The sequence below is a fragment of the Enterobacter sp. SM3 genome (assembly GCF_009811935.2).
In the GTDB taxonomy this organism is placed as follows: Bacteria; Pseudomonadota; Gammaproteobacteria; order Enterobacterales; family Enterobacteriaceae; genus Enterobacter; species Enterobacter asburiae_D.
In genome coordinates this window covers 1,292,145-1,307,650 of the sequence record NZ_CP099971.1, presented here as the reverse complement: position 1 = coordinate 1,307,650, position 15,506 = coordinate 1,292,145, and the positions used below count along the sequence as shown (strand labels likewise).

The 15,506-nt window shown below is 55.3% G+C and carries 14 protein-coding genes and 1 pseudogene; 14 read left to right on the top strand and 1 reads right to left on the bottom strand.

Features of this window, described 5'->3' with window-relative positions; translation table 11 throughout:
• Positions 1-289 precede the first annotated feature (289 nt).
• The 5 genes and pseudogenes from GVO84_RS06035 to rihA all read left to right on the top strand — a co-directional run bounded on the left by GVO84_RS06035 (position 290) and on the right by rihA (position 4,551).
• Positions 290-1,195: an amino acid ABC transporter substrate-binding protein gene (locus GVO84_RS06035; protein ID WP_023334902.1), complete on the top strand. Its 906-nt coding sequence runs from the start codon at positions 290-292 to the stop codon at positions 1,193-1,195.
• A 155-nt stretch (positions 1,196-1,350) separates the two neighbouring features.
• Positions 1,351-2,091 carry an amino acid ABC transporter permease gene (locus GVO84_RS06030; protein WP_023310756.1) on the top strand — a complete coding sequence of 247 codons (741 nt, stop codon included), beginning with the start codon at positions 1,351-1,353 and terminating at the stop codon, positions 2,089-2,091.
• Positions 2,091-2,765, top strand: coding sequence for a glutamate/aspartate ABC transporter permease GltK (gltK, locus tag GVO84_RS06025; RefSeq protein ID WP_014883002.1), 675 nt, complete (start codon positions 2,091-2,093; stop codon positions 2,763-2,765). Before GVO84_RS06030 ends, gltK begins: the two co-directional genes overlap by 1 nt.
• A complete protein-coding gene (locus GVO84_RS06020) occupies positions 2,765-3,490 on the top strand; it encodes an amino acid ABC transporter ATP-binding protein (RefSeq protein WP_010428605.1) in 726 nt (241 codons plus the stop codon). The genes gltK and GVO84_RS06020 overlap by 1 nt, the downstream gene beginning before the upstream one ends.
• Positions 3,491-3,610: 120 nt before the next feature.
• Positions 3,611-4,551 (top strand): annotated as a pseudogene (gene rihA / locus GVO84_RS06015) (pyrimidine-specific ribonucleoside hydrolase RihA).
• 79 nt (positions 4,552-4,630) lie between these two features.
• Here the strand turns inward: rihA and GVO84_RS06010 are convergent.
• Positions 4,631-5,113, bottom strand: coding sequence for a zinc ribbon-containing protein (locus tag GVO84_RS06010; protein WP_029740138.1), 483 nt, complete (start codon positions 5,111-5,113; stop codon positions 4,631-4,633).
• Positions 5,114-5,327: 214 nt separating this feature from the next.
• Here GVO84_RS06010 and leuS point away from each other — a divergent pair, with 214 nt between their 5' ends.
• The 9 genes from leuS to rlpA all read left to right on the top strand — a co-directional run bounded on the left by leuS (position 5,328) and on the right by rlpA (position 15,415).
• The gene (leuS, locus tag GVO84_RS06005) at positions 5,328-7,910 is read left to right on the top strand and encodes a leucine--tRNA ligase (protein WP_159513651.1); all 2,583 of its coding nucleotides are present in this window, start codon (positions 5,328-5,330) and stop codon (positions 7,908-7,910) included.
• Between the two features lie 14 nt (positions 7,911-7,924).
• Positions 7,925-8,494 carry an LPS assembly lipoprotein LptE gene (lptE, locus tag GVO84_RS06000; RefSeq protein ID WP_159513650.1) on the top strand — a complete coding sequence of 190 codons (570 nt, stop codon included), beginning with the start codon at positions 7,925-7,927 and terminating at the stop codon, positions 8,492-8,494.
• Complete coding sequence (gene holA, locus GVO84_RS05995) at positions 8,494-9,525, top strand: DNA polymerase III subunit delta (RefSeq protein ID WP_159515607.1); 1,032 nt, start codon at positions 8,494-8,496, stop codon at positions 9,523-9,525. The genes lptE and holA overlap by 1 nt, the downstream gene beginning before the upstream one ends.
• A complete protein-coding gene (nadD, locus tag GVO84_RS05990) occupies positions 9,518-10,183 on the top strand; it encodes a nicotinate-nucleotide adenylyltransferase (protein ID WP_147430023.1) in 666 nt (221 codons plus the stop codon). The genes holA and nadD overlap by 8 nt, the downstream gene beginning before the upstream one ends.
• 269 nt (positions 10,184-10,452) lie before the next feature.
• Positions 10,453-10,770: a ribosome silencing factor gene (gene rsfS, locus GVO84_RS05985; RefSeq protein ID WP_023334893.1), complete on the top strand. Its 318-nt coding sequence runs from the start codon at positions 10,453-10,455 to the stop codon at positions 10,768-10,770.
• A gap of 3 nt (positions 10,771-10,773) precedes the next feature.
• Positions 10,774-11,241 (top strand): 23S rRNA (pseudouridine(1915)-N(3))-methyltransferase RlmH, encoded by a 468-nt coding sequence (gene rlmH / locus GVO84_RS05980; protein WP_003858701.1) that lies wholly within the window; start codon positions 10,774-10,776, stop codon positions 11,239-11,241.
• A gap of 28 nt (positions 11,242-11,269) precedes the next feature.
• Positions 11,270-13,171 (top strand): peptidoglycan DD-transpeptidase MrdA, encoded by a 1,902-nt coding sequence (gene mrdA / locus GVO84_RS05975; RefSeq protein ID WP_121425460.1) that lies wholly within the window; start codon positions 11,270-11,272, stop codon positions 13,169-13,171.
• A gap of 2 nt (positions 13,172-13,173) precedes the next feature.
• Positions 13,174-14,286: a peptidoglycan glycosyltransferase MrdB gene (gene mrdB, locus GVO84_RS05970; protein WP_023310746.1), complete on the top strand. Its 1,113-nt coding sequence runs from the start codon at positions 13,174-13,176 to the stop codon at positions 14,284-14,286.
• Positions 14,287-14,302: 16 nt separating this feature from the next.
• Entirely contained in the window at positions 14,303-15,415 is a 1,113-nt protein-coding gene (rlpA, locus tag GVO84_RS05965) for an endolytic peptidoglycan transglycosylase RlpA (RefSeq protein WP_159513649.1), read from the top strand.
• The last annotated feature ends 91 nt before the right edge of the window (positions 15,416-15,506 follow it).

Sequence of the window (15,506 nt, the reverse complement as noted above, 5' to 3'; positions counted from 1 at the left end):
GGCACGCCTATTGCTTTGTTTATTCAGGTAAACGCAGTTTGGCTTAACGTGCAACTTTGTCGCACCAGCGTAGATCATCGGTAGCACCGAAACGGTGCAACGGGAGATATTTGCCTCTGAATGGTGCGGCGCGCTTCGCAAAAATAAACAATAACGCAGCAAAATCTTTACATTAAGCCAGACTAAATGTTAACAAGCTTGCATAACACTGCACTCGCATTGCGCGAGATATAACAACATCACAATGGGTATCAAAGCGTCTCTGGCGCTGATAAAAAAGGAGTTGGGTATGCAATTACGTAAACTGGCCACAGCAATGCTGGTTATGGGAATGTCTGCTGGCGTGGTTCACGCTGAAGATGCGCCGGCAGCAGGCAGCACTCTCGACAAGATTGCCAAAAACGGCGTCATCGTGGTCGGCCACCGTGAATCTTCTGTCCCGTTCTCTTACTACGACAACACGCAAAAAGTCGTGGGCTATTCACAGGATTACTCCAACGCCATCGTTGAAGCTGTGAAGAAAAAGCTGAACAAACCTGACCTGCAGGTGAAGCTGATCCCAATCACTTCACAGAACCGTATTCCACTGCTGCAAAACGGCACCTTTGACTTCGAGTGTGGCTCCACCACCAACAACCTCGAGCGTCAAAAACAGGCTGCCTTCTCAGACACCATCTTTGTCGTGGGCACCCGTCTGCTGACGAAGAAAGGCGGTGAGATCAAAGACTTCGCTGATCTGAAAGGCAAAGCGGTTGTTGTGACCTCCGGTACCACTTCAGAAGTGCTGCTGCACAAGCTGAACGACGAGAAGAAAATGGATATGCGCATCATCAGCGCGAAAGACCATGGCGACTCCTTCCGTACCCTGGAAAGCGGTCGTGCCGTCGCGTTTATGATGGATGACGCCCTGCTGGCGGGCGAACGTGCGAAAGCGAAAAAACCAGACAACTGGGATATCGTCGGTACCGCGCAGTCTAAAGAAGCCTACGGCTGTATGCTGCGTAAAGACGATCCGCAGTTCAAAAAGCTGATCGATGACACCATCGCTCAGGTGCAGACCTCCGGCGAAGCCGAAAAATGGTTCGATAAGTGGTTCAAGAACCCGATTCCACCAAAAAACCTGAACATGAATTTTGAACTGTCTGAAGACATGAAAGCGCTGTTCAAATCTCCAAATGACAAGGCTCTTAACTAATTAGAACAACAGGGGCGGGATCTCCTGCCCTCTCGATTGTCGGGAAGCATGGACAGACTATACGTTGAGTGGTCGTTCCCCACTCAGCGCGAAAAATGAGCTTCTCACCAATCTTCGAGGGTAGCGCTGCTACCCTTTTTTTTCTGGAGTTTATTATGTCAATAGACTGGAACTGGGGCATATTCCTGCAACAAGCCCCGTTCGGCAACACCACCTATCTTGGCTGGCTGTGGAGCGGCTTTCAGGTCACCGTGGCATTATCGATAACGGCGTGGATCATCGCGTTTCTTGTCGGTTCTTTGTTCGGTATTCTGCGCACCGTCCCAAACCGCTTTCTTTCAACACTTGGCACCCTGTATGTGGAACTGTTCCGTAACGTTCCGCTGATCGTGCAATTCTTTACCTGGTATCTGGTCATCCCGGAACTGCTGCCGGAAAATATTGGCATGTGGTTCAAGTCGGAACTGGATCCGAACGTACAGTTCTTTGTCTCCTCCATGATGTGTCTGGGGCTGTTTACCGCTGCGCGCGTTTGCGAGCAGGTGCGTGCCGCCATTCAGTCATTACCCCGTGGACAAAAAAATGCGGGTCTGGCGATGGGGTTGACCCTGCCGCAAACCTACCGCTATGTGCTGCTGCCAAACGCCTACCGCGTTATCGTTCCACCGATGACCTCTGAGATGATGAACCTGGTGAAAAACTCGGCCATCGCCTCGACTATCGGCCTGGTGGACATGGCCGCGCAGGCGGGCAAGCTGCTGGATTACTCCGCACACGCGTGGGAATCCTTCACCGCGATCACGCTCGCATATGTTCTGATTAACGCTTTCATCATGCTGGTGATGAACCTGGTTGAACGCAAAATCCGCCTGCCGGGTAATCTGGGGGGCAAATAATGTACGAATTTGACTGGAGTTCTATCGTTCCATCCATGCCTTACCTGCTTGATGGCCTGGTGATTACCTTAAAAATCACCGTTATCGCCATCATCATTGGTATCGTCTGGGGTACCCTGCTGGCCGTCATGCGCCTGTCGAGCTTTAAGCCGCTCGCCTGGTTTGCAACCGCCTACGTTAACGTGTTCCGCTCCATCCCGCTGGTAATGGTGCTGCTGTGGTTTTACCTGATTGTACCCGGCTTCCTGCAGAACGTGCTGGGGCTGTCGCCGAAAACCGATATCCGTCTAATCTCCGCCATGGTGGCGTTCTCGATGTTTGAGGCCGCTTACTACTCGGAGATTATCCGCGCGGGCATTCAGAGTATCTCCCGCGGGCAATCCAGCGCCGCGCTGGCGCTGGGCATGACGCACTGGCAGTCCATGCAGCTCATTATTCTGCCGCAGGCGTTTCGCGCCATGGTTCCGCTCCTGCTGACTCAGGGTATTGTGCTGTTCCAGGATACCTCACTGGTCTATGTGCTGAGTCTGGCAGACTTCTTCCGTACCGCGTCAACCATCGGTGAACGTGATGGTACGCAGGTCGAGATGGTGCTCTTTGCGGGTGCGGTCTATTTTGTGATTAGTTTAAGCGCGTCGCTGTTGGTCAGCTGGCTGAAGAAAAGGACGGTATAATGATTTCCCTGAAAAATGTTTCTAAATGGTATGGGCACTTTCAGGTGCTGACCGACTGCTCCACTGAAGTCAAAAAAGGCGACGTGGTGGTGGTGTGCGGGCCGTCCGGCTCCGGTAAATCAACGCTGATCAAAACCGTCAACGGACTGGAGCCGGTGCAGCAGGGTGAGATCGTCGTCAACGGCACCAAAGTCAACGACAAGAAAACCAACCTCGCCCAGCTTCGCTCTCATGTTGGCATGGTGTTCCAGCATTTTGAGCTGTTCCCTCACCTCTCCATTATTGAGAACCTGACGCTGGCGCAGGTAAAAGTGCTTAAGCGTGATAAAAAAGCATCGCGTGAGAAAGGTCTGAAGCTCCTGGAACGCGTTGGGCTTTCGGCACATGCCGATAAGTTCCCGGCGCAGCTTTCTGGCGGCCAACAGCAGCGTGTGGCGATCGCCCGCGCGCTGTGCATGGATCCGGTGGCGATGCTGTTTGATGAACCAACGTCGGCGCTCGATCCAGAAATGATCAACGAAGTGCTGGACGTGATGGTCGAACTGGCGCACGAAGGGATGACCATGATGGTGGTGACCCACGAAATGGGCTTTGCCCGTAAAGTGGCCAACCGCGTGATCTTTATGGACGAAGGGAAAATTGTCGAAGATTCACCGAAAGAAGAGTTCTTCGCTAACCCGAAATCCGACCGCGCCAAAGACTTCCTTGCCAAAATCCTGCACTAATCTTCCCGGTGCGCAATCTGCGGATTGCGCACTGCTTCACGCTTTAACTCACTTCCTCTCGTCGGCGTCACATTGCAGCGTTAACCTTGTCACAAAATAACGCTACGTATGGAGAACGCTATGGCACAGCCTATTATTCTCGATTGCGATCCGGGTCATGATGACGCGATCGCGCTCGTCCTTGCACTTGCCTCCCCTGAACTCGACGTGAAAGCCGTCACCTCGTCCGCCGGAAACCAGACCCCTGAAAAAACCCTGCGCAACGTGCTGCGCATGCTCACGCTGCTCAAACGCACCGATATTCCTGTCGCTGGCGGGGCCGTGAAGCCGCTGATGCGCGAGCTGATTATTGCCGAGAACGTTCATGGTGAAAGCGGGCTGGACGGCCCGGCACTGCCGGAGCCGGGCTTCCGCCGCAAAACTGTACCGCCGTCGAGCTGATGGCGAAGGTGCTGCGCGAAAGTGCAGAACCGGTAACGCTGGTGGCTACCGGACCGCAAACCAACGTTGCGCTGCTGCTGAACAGCCATCCTGAGCTGCATAATAAAATTGCCCGTATTGTGATTATGGGTGGCGCCATGGGGCTCGGTAACTGGACGCCTGCGGCGGAATTCAACATCTTTGTCGACCCGGAAGCCGCTGAGATTGTCTTCCAGTCCGGCTTACCGATTGTGATGGCGGGACTGGACGTTACCCACCGCGCGCAGATTATGGCGGACGATATTGAGCGTTTCCGCTCGGTGGGCAACCCGGTTGCGACAACCGTGGCCGAACTGCTCGACTTCTTCATGGAGTATCACAAAGCCGAGAAGTGGGGCTTCCACGGCGCGCCCCTGCACGACCCGTGCACCATTGCCTGGCTACTGAAGCCTGAGATGTTTACCACGGTGAACAGATGGGTTGGCGTTGAGACGCAGGGAAAATACACCCAGGGAATGACGGTGGTGGATTATTACTCCCTGACGGGCAATAAACCGAATACCACGGTGATGGTGGACATCGACCGGGAGGCGTTTGTGGATTTGCTGGCGGAAAGGCTGGCTTACTATAGTGGGGCCTGATGCCCTCACCCCAACCCTCTCCCACGGGGAGAGGGAGCAAACACTAAAAACGGCAACAGGGTTGCCGTTTTGCTTTTACCTAGGGCTCAAACGGCCGACGCTGGAACTGGTCGTGGCCGCATTTCGGACACATCGGCAGGACATCCGGCGTATACACCGCAATATGGTGGTGGCAATTCTCGCACACCAGATTTCCCAACCCGACCACCTCACCACTGTGATACACACCGTGATGGTTCAAATCCTGAAAAACCTCGCGCCACTCCAGCTGCGTTTTATCCGTGATATCGGCCAGCTCTTGCCACAGGCTCTCTTTAATCACCCGCATAAAAACGCTGTCCGTGACCTCCTCCTGACTCTCCTGGTAGCTGCGCGCGAACTCTTCCAGATCGCGACGCACGGCGCGCGTCACCTCTTCCACTTCGGTTCGCGTTAACTCACCCGTTTGCGTCACGCGGGCTCGCGCTTGCTCCACCAGCGCGTCGATATCTCGCTCGCCGTTACGCAGCCGTTCCGTCAGTGTCGCCACCAGTTCGCGGTAAAATTGAGCAACCTTGTTCATCATTTTGCCTCCCGGGTAAGTAACTATTTCTAATAATAGACCTTATTTCATCGCCGCTTTGTCAGGTGAAGCACAGACCCGGTAAATTCCTGCAAAGCGCATTTGTGCGAAAGGCTGTTTTGACGCGGGCGTTTGGGCTATGCTATGCGGATCTGAATTACCACATCCATTGGCTACATTTGTAGCTGTATTGAAAACAGGACCACTGGCTGCCATGCAAGAGCAATACCGCCCGGAAGAGATAGAATCAAAAGTCCAGCAACACTGGGACGAGAAGCGCACCTTTGAAGTAACCGAAGACGAGAGCAAAGAGAAGTATTACTGCCTGTCGATGCTTCCCTATCCTTCTGGTCGACTACACATGGGCCATGTGCGTAACTACACCATCGGCGATGTGATTGCACGTTACCAGCGCATGCTGGGCAAAAACGTTCTGCAGCCTATCGGCTGGGATGCGTTCGGTCTGCCTGCGGAAGGCGCGGCGGTCAAAAACAACACCGCACCGGCGCCGTGGACGTACGACAACATCGCGTACATGAAAAACCAGCTCAAAATGCTGGGCTTTGGCTATGACTGGAGCCGCGAGCTGGCAACCTGTACCCCGGAATACTATCGCTGGGAGCAGAAGTTCTTCACCGAGCTGTACAAAAAAGGCCTGGTATATAAGAAGACCTCTGCCGTTAACTGGTGTCCGAACGACCAGACCGTTCTCGCGAACGAACAGGTTATCGACGGCTGCTGCTGGCGCTGCGACACCAAAGTTGAGCGTAAAGAGATCCCACAGTGGTTTATCAAAATCACCGCTTACGCTGATGAGCTGCTGAACGATCTGGATAACCTGGACCACTGGCCTGATACCGTTAAGACCATGCAGCGCAACTGGATCGGCCGTTCTGAAGGTGTAGAAATTACCTTCAACGTTGAGAACTACGACCAGACCCTGACCGTCTACACCACCCGTCCGGACACCTTCATGGGCGCGACCTACCTGGCCGTGGCCGCTGGTCACCCGCTGGCGCAGAAAGCGGCGGAAAACAATCCGGAACTGGCTAGCTTCATCGACGAGTGCCGCAACACCAAAGTGGCCGAAGCCGACATGGCGACGATGGAGAAAAAAGGCGTCGCGACAGGCTTCTATGCCAAACATCCACTGACTGGCGAAGCTATCCCGGTCTGGGCCGCCAACTTCGTTCTGATGGAGTACGGTACAGGCGCGGTAATGGCCGTACCGGGCCACGATCAGCGCGACTATGAGTTTGCCACCAAATACAGCCTGCCGATTAAAGCCGTTATTCTGGCCGCCGATGGTTCTGAACCAGACCTGTCCGAACACGCGCTGACTGAAAAAGGCACCCTGTTCAACTCCGGTGAATTTAGCGGTCTGAGCTTTGAAGAGGGCTTCAACGCCATCGCCGACAAGCTGGCCTCTCTGGGCGTGGGTGAGCGCAAAGTTAACTTCCGTCTGCGCGACTGGGGGGTGTCCCGTCAGCGTTACTGGGGTGCGCCAATCCCGATGGTGACGCTGGAAGATGGCACCGTGATGCCAACGCCAGAAGATCAGCTCCCGGTGATCCTGCCGGAAGACGTGGTCATGGACGGCATCACCAGCCCGATCAAAGCCGATCCCGAGTGGGCAAAAACCACCGTTAACGGCCAGCCTGCGCTGCGTGAAACCGACACCTTTGACACCTTTATGGAATCCTCCTGGTACTACGCGCGCTACACCTGCCCGCAGTATCAGGACGGTATGCTCGATTCCGATGCGGCAAACTACTGGCTGCCGGTAGACATCTACATTGGCGGCATCGAACACGCCATCATGCACCTGCTCTACTTCCGCTTCTTCCATAAGCTGATGCGCGATGCGGGCATGGTGAACTCTGACGAACCAGCAAAACAGCTGCTGTGTCAGGGCATGGTACTGGCGGATGCGTTCTATTACGTCGGTGCCAACGGCGAGCGTAACTGGGTTTCTCCGGTTGATGCGATCGTTGAGCGCGACGAGAAGGGCCGTATCGTTAAGGCGAAAGACGCCGAAGGTCATGAGCTGGTCTACACCGGCATGAGCAAGATGTCCAAGTCTAAAAACAACGGTATCGATCCGCAGGTGATGGTCGAGCGTTACGGCGCGGATACCGTGCGTCTGTTCATGATGTTTGCCTCTCCGGCAGACATGACCCTCGAATGGCAGGAGTCCGGCGTTGAAGGCGCGAACCGCTTCCTGAAACGCGTCTGGAAACTGGTTTACGAACACACCGCACTGGGCGATGCCCCGGCGCTGAACGCCGCCGCACTGACTGAAGATCAGCAGGCGCTGCGTCGTGATGTTCATAAAACGATTGCGAAAGTGACCGATGATATTGGTCGTCGTCAGACCTTCAATACCGCAATTGCGGCTATTATGGAACTGATGAACAAGCTGGCGAAAGCTCCGCAGGACGGCGAGCAGGATCGTGCCCTCATGCGTGAAGCGCTGCTGGCCGTCGTTCGCATGCTGAACCCGTTCACTCCGCACGTTAGCTTTACCCTGTGGCAGGAACTGAAAGGCGAAGGCGATATCGACAACGCGCCGTGGCCAGTGGCAGACGAATCAGCAATGGTGGAAAACACGACGCTGGTTGTGGTCCAGGTAAACGGCAAAGTCCGCGGTAAAATTACCGTGGCGGTCGATGCAACCGAAGAACAGGTTCGCGAGCGCGCGGGCCAGGAAACTCTGGTCGCAAAATATCTTGAGGGCGTTACCGTGCGTAAAGTGATCTACGTACCGGGTAAACTGCTCAATCTGGTCGTTGGCTAAGCGCGGGAGGAAACGTGCGACAACTGGCAACAATACTCTTATCTCTGTCGGTGCTTGTCACCGCTGGCTGTGGCTGGCACCTGCGCAATACCACGGCGGTGCCTGCTGAGATGAAAACGATGATGTTCGATTCAGGGGATCCGAATGGTCCACTCAGCCGGGCAATTCGTAATCAGCTGCGTCTGAATGGCGTTGAGCTTGTTGAGAAACAAACGCTGCGCCAGGACATTCCATCTCTGCGTGTCCTGGGGATGACTCTCGGCAAAGATACGGCCTCTATCTTCCAGGACGGTCGTACCGCAGAGTACCAGATGGTTATGACGGTCAACGCAGCCGTTCTGATCCCGGGTAAAGACATCTACCCAATCAGCGCTAAAGTGTACCGTTCATTCTTTGATAACCCGCAGACGGCGCTGGCAAAAGATGCCGAGCAGCAGATTATCATCAACGAAATGTACGACAAGGCGGCGGAACAGCTGATCCGTAAACTGCCAGGTATTGCAGCGTCGACTAAACAAGGATCTGACATCGTTGAAAAACCGGTTGCCGGCACGCTTCCTGCTGCTAACTCTCTGGGTAAATGATGATCAGGCTGTATCCTGAACAACTCCGCGCGCAGCTCAATGAAGGGCTGCGCGCGGCGTATCTGCTCCTTGGAAACGATCCGCTATTACTTCAGGAAAGCCTGGATGCCGTGCGGCATGCCGCCGCCGCTCAGGGCTTCGATGAACACCACACCGTCCAGCTGGACAACAACACCGACTGGCACGCCCTCTTCTCGCTTTGTCAGGCAATGAGCCTTTTTGCATCGCGCCAGACCATTCAGATCCTGCTGCCGGAGAACGGTCCTAACGCGGCAATGAATGAGCAACTCGCCACGCTGGTCAGCCTGCTACACAGCGATCTGCTCATTATTGTGCGGGGCAACAAGCTCACCAAAGCACAGGAAAACGCGGCGTGGTTTACCCAGCTCGCAGCCAACGCGGTGCAGGTCACCTGCCAGACGCCTGAGCAGGCGCATCTGCCCAAATGGGTGGCCGCGAGAGCGAAGCAGAACAACCTTCAGCTGGATGATGCGGCGAATCAACTGCTCTGCTACTGCTATGAAGGTAACCTGCTGGCCCTGGCGCAGGCGCTGGACAGACTCTCCCTGCTCTGGCCGGATGGCAAGCTGACCTTGCCGCGCGTCGAGCAGGCCGTTAATGACGCGGCACACTTCACGCCGTTCCACTGGGTGGACGCGCTGCTGTCGGCGAAAAGCAAACGCGCCCTGCATATTCTGCAGCAGCTGCGTCTCGAAGGGAGCGAACCCGTTATTCTGCTGCGTACGCTGCAGCGCGAATTACTGCTGCTGATTACGCTCAAGCGTCAGTCCGCCCATACGCCGCTGCGTTCGCTGTTTGATAAACACCGCGTGTGGCAAAATCGCCGGGCTTTGACCACCGAAGCCGTCAACCGCCTGAGTCATGAACAGCTTCGTCAGGCTGTACAGCTTCTGATGCGCGCAGAGCTCACGTTAAAACAAGATTACGGCCAGTCGGTCTGGGCGGAGCTGGAAAGCCTTTCTCTGCTGCTCTGCCACAAGGCGCTGGCAGACGTTTTTATTGATGGATAGTATGCATTCATTACAGGCCTTGTATGGCGGCACCTTCGACCCGGTACATTACGGGCACCTGAAGCCGGTTGAAATTCTGGCGAATCTGATTGGCCTTCAGCGCGTCACCATCATGCCCAACAATGTCCCGCCCCATCGTCCGCAGCCCGAGGCGACCAGCGAGCAGCGAAAAGAGATGCTGGCTCTTGCCATCGCAGATAAACCGCTCTTCCGACTTGATGAGCGTGAACTGCGTCGCAACACGCCCTCCTGGACGTCCCAGACGCTTCAGGAGTGGCGCGCCGAACAAGGGCCAGACCAGCCGCTGGCGTTTATCATCGGCCAGGATTCCCTGCTGAATCTCCCCACGTGGCATCAGTATGAAACCATTCTGGAGAACAGCCACCTGCTCGTTTGCCGCCGTCCGGGCTATCCGCTGACCATGCGCGAAGAGCAATACCAGCAGTGGCTGGAAGACCATCTCACCGATAATGTTGAAGATCTTCACAATCAGCCTGCCGGGAAGATCTATCTGGCGGAAACGCCGTGGTTCGATATCTCTGCAACCCTCATTCGTGAGCGTTTACAGCAGGGTTTAGCGTGTGACGATCTGCTCCCGACCCCGGTGCTGGCCTATATCCATACGCACGGTTTGTATCAGAAAAGCGCAGATGAATAGCCGGAGGGCATAAAAAGCGGCTTATTGTTTATCCTGCCTTGACAGGGTAAGCCATACTGTTATTCTCCGCTGCCAGACTTTCCCGCCGATCATTGCTTTACAGAAATTGTTTTACAAAAATGGCGATGCAATCTCTGGCGGAGGGTGGGATGATACCCGCCTTCAAAAGCCCGGCCGGAGACATTTGTCCCGACACAGGCGTGAGTTCAGGTATACTGTCTGGCTACTAATTCAAAGTTTTACAATCTCATTCACCCCAGGGGGAAAACTTGCAGGGTAAAGCACTCCAGGATTTTGTTATTGACAAAATTGATGACCTGAAAGGTCAGGACATCATCGCTATCGACGTTAAGGGTAAATCCAGTATTACCGACTGCATGATCATTTGCACCGGTACATCGACGCGTCATGTTGTTTCGATTGCCGATCACGTGGTTCAGGAATCACGTGCAGCAGGGCTATTGCCGCTGGGCGTTGAAGGTGAAGCGACGGCTGACTGGGTGGTGGTCGACCTCGGCGATGTGATTGTCCACGTCATGCAGGACGAGAGCCGTCGCCTGTATGAGCTGGAAAAACTCTGGGGTTAATGCGTGAAGTTGCAGCTGGTCGCTGTCGGCACCAAAATGCCGGACTGGGTACAAACCGGTTTTACTGAGTATCTGCGTCGCTTTCCAAAAGACATGCCGTTCGAACTGGTGGAAATTCCCGCCGGTAAGCGCGGCAAGAACGCGGATATCAAACGTATTCTCGATAAAGAGGGCGAACTGATGCTGGCTGCCGCAGGCAAAAACCGCATCGTCACCCTCGATATTCCAGGAAAACCCTGGGATACGCCGCAGCTGGCGCACGAACTGGAGCGCTGGAAGCAGGATGGGCGTGACGTCAGTCTGTTGATTGGCGGTCCAGAAGGGTTATCCCCCGCCTGCAAAGCAGCAGCTGAACAAAGTTGGTCCCTCTCCGCGCTGACGCTTCCCCACCCGCTCGTCCGGGTACTGGTGGCAGAAAGCCTGTATCGCGCGTGGAGCATTACTACCAACCACCCCTATCACCGCGAGTAATGACTGACCAGGGTAGATTAAGCAGCGGATGAAACTACAGAATTCTTTTCGCGACTATACGGCTGAGTCCGCGCTGTTTGTGCGCCGGGCGCTGGTCGCCTTTACCGGGATTTTGCTGCTTACCGGCGTGCTGATCGCCAACCTTTATAATCTGCAAATTGTCCGCTTTACCGACTACCAGACGCGTTCAAACGAAAACCGTATTAAGCTGGTGCCTATCGCCCCCAGCCGCGGCATTATTTACGATCGTAACGGCACCCCGCTGGCGCTAAACCGCACCATCTATCAAATCGAGATGATGCCGGAAAAAGTCGATAATGTTCAGGATACGCTGGAAGCGCTGAAAAGCGTTGTCGATCTTAACGATGACGATATCGCAGCGTTCAAAAAAGAGCGCTCCCGCTCTCATCGTTTCACCTCCATTCCGGTTAAAACCAATCTGACGGAAGTCCAGGTAGCCCGCTTTGCGGTGAATCAGTACCGCTTCCCCGGCGTGGAAGTGAAGGGATATAAACGTCGCTACTATCCCTACGGCTCCGCGCTGACACATGTGATTGGCTACGTCTCCAAGATTAACGACAAAGACGTCGACCGCCTTGATAAAGACGGCAAGCTGGCAAACTACGCTGCAACGCACGATATCGGTAAGCTGGGGATCGAACGTTACTACGAAGACGTCCTGCACGGGCAAACCGGCTATGAAGAGGTTGAGGTTAACAACCGCGGCCGCGTGATTCGCCAGCTGAAAGAAGTGCCTCCTCAGGCGGGGCATGACGTCTATCTGACGCTCGATCTTAAACTTCAGCAGTATATCGAAACCCTGCTGGCAGGCAGTCGTGCAGCCGTTGTGGTCACCGATCCTCGTACCGGCGGCATCCTGGCAATGGTCTCCATGCCTAGCTATGACCCGAACCTCTTCGTTGACGGCATTTCCAGTAAAGACTATTCCGGTCTGCTGAATGACCCGAACACGCCGCTGGTGAACCGCGCGACGCAAGGGGTTTATCCGCCGGCATCAACGGTTAAACCGTACGTGGCGGTCTCTGCGCTGAGTGCGGGCGTCATCAATCGTAATACCAGCCTGTTTGACCCGGGCTGGTGGCAGCTGCCGGGTTCAGACAAGCGCTATCGTGACTGGAAAAAATGGGGCCACGGTCATCTGAACGTCACCAAATCGCTGGAGGAATCTGCGGATACCTTCTTCTATCAGGTGGCGTATGACATGGGTATCGACCGCCTGTCAGAGTGGATGAGTAAATTCGGCTACGGGCATTACACCGGCGTTGACCTTTCAGAAGAACGTTCTGGCAACATGCCAACGCGTGAATGGAAGCTGAAGCGCTTTAAAAAACCGTGGTATCAGGGTGACACCATTCCGGTGGGTATCGGCCAGGGCTACTGGACGGCGACGCCGATTCAGATGAACAAAGCCATGATGATCCTCATCAATGACGGCGTGGTAAAAGTGCCTCATCTGCTACAGAGCACGGTTGAAGAAGGCAAAAAAGTGCCGTGGAACCAGCCGCACGAGGCCCCGGTGGGTGACATTCATTCTGGCTTCTGGGAAATTGCGAAAGACGGTATGTACGGCGTGGCAAACCGCCCGAACGGGACCGCGCACAAGTACTTCGCCGGTACGCCGTACAAAGTGGCCGCAAAATCCGGTACTGCACAGGTGTTTGGTCTGAAAGCCAACGAAACCTATAACGCGCACCGCATTGCTGAACGTCTGCGTGACCATAAGCTGATGACGGCGTTTGCCCCTTATGATAACCCGCAGGTCGCGGTGGCGATGATTCTGGAGAACGGCGGTGCCGGGCCAGCAGTAGGGACCATCATGCGCCAGATCCTTGACCACATTATGCTGGGTGATAACAACACCGAACTGCCGGCTGAAAACCCGGCCGCCGCTGCGGCGGAGGACCAATAATCATGACGGATAATCCAAATAAAAAATCGTTGTGGGACAAAATCCACATCGACCCAGCCATGCTGCTGATCCTGCTGGCCCTGCTGGTTTACAGCGCCCTGGTTATCTGGAGCGCCAGCGGCCAGGACATCGGCATGATGGAGCGCAAAATCGGCCAGATCGCCATGGGGCTGATCATTATGGTGGTGATGGCGCAAATCCCGCCGCGCGTCTACGAAGGCTGGGCGCCCTACCTCTACATCTTCTGTATTATTTTGCTGGTTGCGGTAGATGCGTTTGGCGCCATTTCAAAAGGGGCGCAGCGCTGGCTGGATCTGGGCGTTGTCCGCTTCCAGCCTTCGGAAATTGCCAAAATCGCCGTTCCATTGATGGTGGCACGCTTTATCAACCGCGACGTCTGTCCGCCGTCTCTGAAAAATACCGCCATCGCGCTGGTGCTGATTTTCCTGCCGACGCTGCTGGTTGCGGCGCAGCCTGACCTCGGTACCTCAATCCTTATCGCCCTCTCCGGCCTGTTTGTCCTTTTCCTGTCGGGTCTGAGCTGGCGTCTGATTGGTATCGCGGTGGTGCTGATTGCGGCGTTCATTCCTATCCTCTGGTTCTTCCTGATGCATGATTACCAGCGTCAGCGCGTCATGATGCTGCTCGATCCGGAAACCGATCCGCTGGGCGCGGGCTATCATATTATTCAGTCCAAGATTGCGATTGGCTCCGGCGGGCTGCGCGGTAAAGGCTGGCTGCACGGCACGCAGTCGCAGCTGGAATTCTTACCGGAACGCCACACCGACTTTATCTTCGCCGTACTGGCGGAAGAGCTTGGGCTGGTGGGCATCCTGATACTCCTGGCGCTGTATGTCCTGCTGATCATGCGAGGATTGTGGATTGCAGCACGCGCACAAACCACCTTTGGCCGCGTCATGGCTGGCGGGTTGATGCTGATTTTATTCGTTTATGTCTTCGTAAATATTGGTATGGTGAGTGGTATTCTGCCGGTGGTAGGCGTACCGCTGCCGCTGGTGAGTTACGGAGGCTCGGCACTGATCGTGTTGATGGCCGGGTTTGGTATCGTGATGTCGATCCATACCCACAGAAAAATGTTGTCAAAAAGCGTATAAAAATAAGGGGATCGGAATGCGTAAGCAGTGGCTGGGGATCTGCATTGCGGCAAGTTTACTTGCGGCCTGCACAAGTGATGATGGTCAGCAACAGGCAACCGTCGCGCCGCCGCAGCCTGCGGTGTGTAATGGCCCAATCGTTGAAATCAGCGGTGCCGATCCCGTTTATGAACCGCTGAATGCCAGTGCCAATCAGGATTACGAGCGCGACGGCAAAAGCTATAAAATTGTTCAGGATCCTTCCCGTTTCAGCCAGGCGGGCTTTGCCGCCATTTATGATGCCGAGCCGGGCAGTAACCTGACGGCTTCCGGGGAAGCGTTCGACCCAATGCAGCTGACGGCGGCACACCCAACGCTGCCGATCCCGAGCTACGCCCGTATCACCAACCTGGCGAATGGCCGCATGATCGTCGTGCGTATCAACGACCGCGGTCCTTACGGGAATGACCGGGTGATTTCCCTGTCGCGCGCGTCTGCCGATCGCCTGAACACCTCGAACAACACCAAAGTTCGTATTGACCCGATTATCGTCGCGCAGGATGGTTCGCTCTCCGGGCCGGGTACCGCCTGTACGACGGTGGCAAAACAGACCTATGCCCTTCCTGACCGCCCAAATCTTGACGGCGGAATGGGAAGCGTCTCGTCTCCGGCAGAGCCTGCTCAGCCGGGGGGAGAAATACGCCCGATCAGCAATGACACGCTGCAAAGCGAGGATGCTACCGGCGCGCCGGTAAAGAGTAGCGGCTTTCTTGGCGCACCGACGACTTTAGCCTCGGGCGTGCTGGAAGGCAGTGAACCCACTCCAGCCCCTGCTCCCGTAGCTGCGCCAGCAACCCAGCCAGCTCCCGTAACGGCGCCAGCGGCCACGCAAAGTGCGGCGGTGGCGGCTCCAGCAGCGGCCAGCGGCAGCTATGTGGTTCAGGTGGGCGCAGTGAGCGATCAGGCTCGAGCCAAACAGTATCAACAGCGTCTGAGCCAGCAGTTTGGCGTACCAGGACGCGTTGAGCAGAACGGCGCGGTCTGGCGCATTCAGATGGGGCCGTTTGCCAGCAAATCGCAGGCAGCATCCCTTCAGCAGCGTCTGCAGAATGAAGCTCAACTTCAGTCATTTATCGCTGTTGCGAAATAATGAACCGGCGGTATCCGAATTGTCAGTTTGTGTAAAATACATTCACAAACTCATGCTTAAAGTCGGATGCCTGCCTGAATAGCATTTGCTA

Bases quoted from the DNA above. Each gene is read 5' to 3' on its own strand.
- holA (WP_159515607.1), top strand. From the start codon at position 8,494: ATGATCAGGCTGTATCCTGAACAACTCCGCGCGCAGCTCAATGAAGGG.
- GVO84_RS06020 (WP_010428605.1), top strand. From the start codon at position 2,765: ATGATTTCCCTGAAAAATGTTTCTAAATGGTATGGGCACTTTCAGGTG.
- GVO84_RS06030 (WP_023310756.1), top strand. From the start codon at position 1,351: ATGTCAATAGACTGGAACTGGGGCATATTCCTGCAACAAGCCCCGTTC.
- mrdA (WP_121425460.1), top strand. From the start codon at position 11,270: ATGAAACTACAGAATTCTTTTCGCGACTATACGGCTGAGTCCGCGCTG.
- mrdB (WP_023310746.1), top strand. From the start codon at position 13,174: ATGACGGATAATCCAAATAAAAAATCGTTGTGGGACAAAATCCACATC.
- leuS (WP_159513651.1), top strand. From the start codon at position 5,328: ATGCAAGAGCAATACCGCCCGGAAGAGATAGAATCAAAAGTCCAGCAA.
- rlpA (WP_159513649.1), top strand. From the start codon at position 14,303: ATGCGTAAGCAGTGGCTGGGGATCTGCATTGCGGCAAGTTTACTTGCG.
- gltK (WP_014883002.1), top strand. From the start codon at position 2,091: ATGTACGAATTTGACTGGAGTTCTATCGTTCCATCCATGCCTTACCTG.
- GVO84_RS06010 (WP_029740138.1), bottom strand. From the start codon at position 5,113: ATGAACAAGGTTGCTCAATTTTACCGCGAACTGGTGGCGACACTGACG.
- nadD (WP_147430023.1), top strand. From the start codon at position 9,518: ATGGATAGTATGCATTCATTACAGGCCTTGTATGGCGGCACCTTCGAC.
- GVO84_RS06035 (WP_023334902.1), top strand. From the start codon at position 290: ATGCAATTACGTAAACTGGCCACAGCAATGCTGGTTATGGGAATGTCT.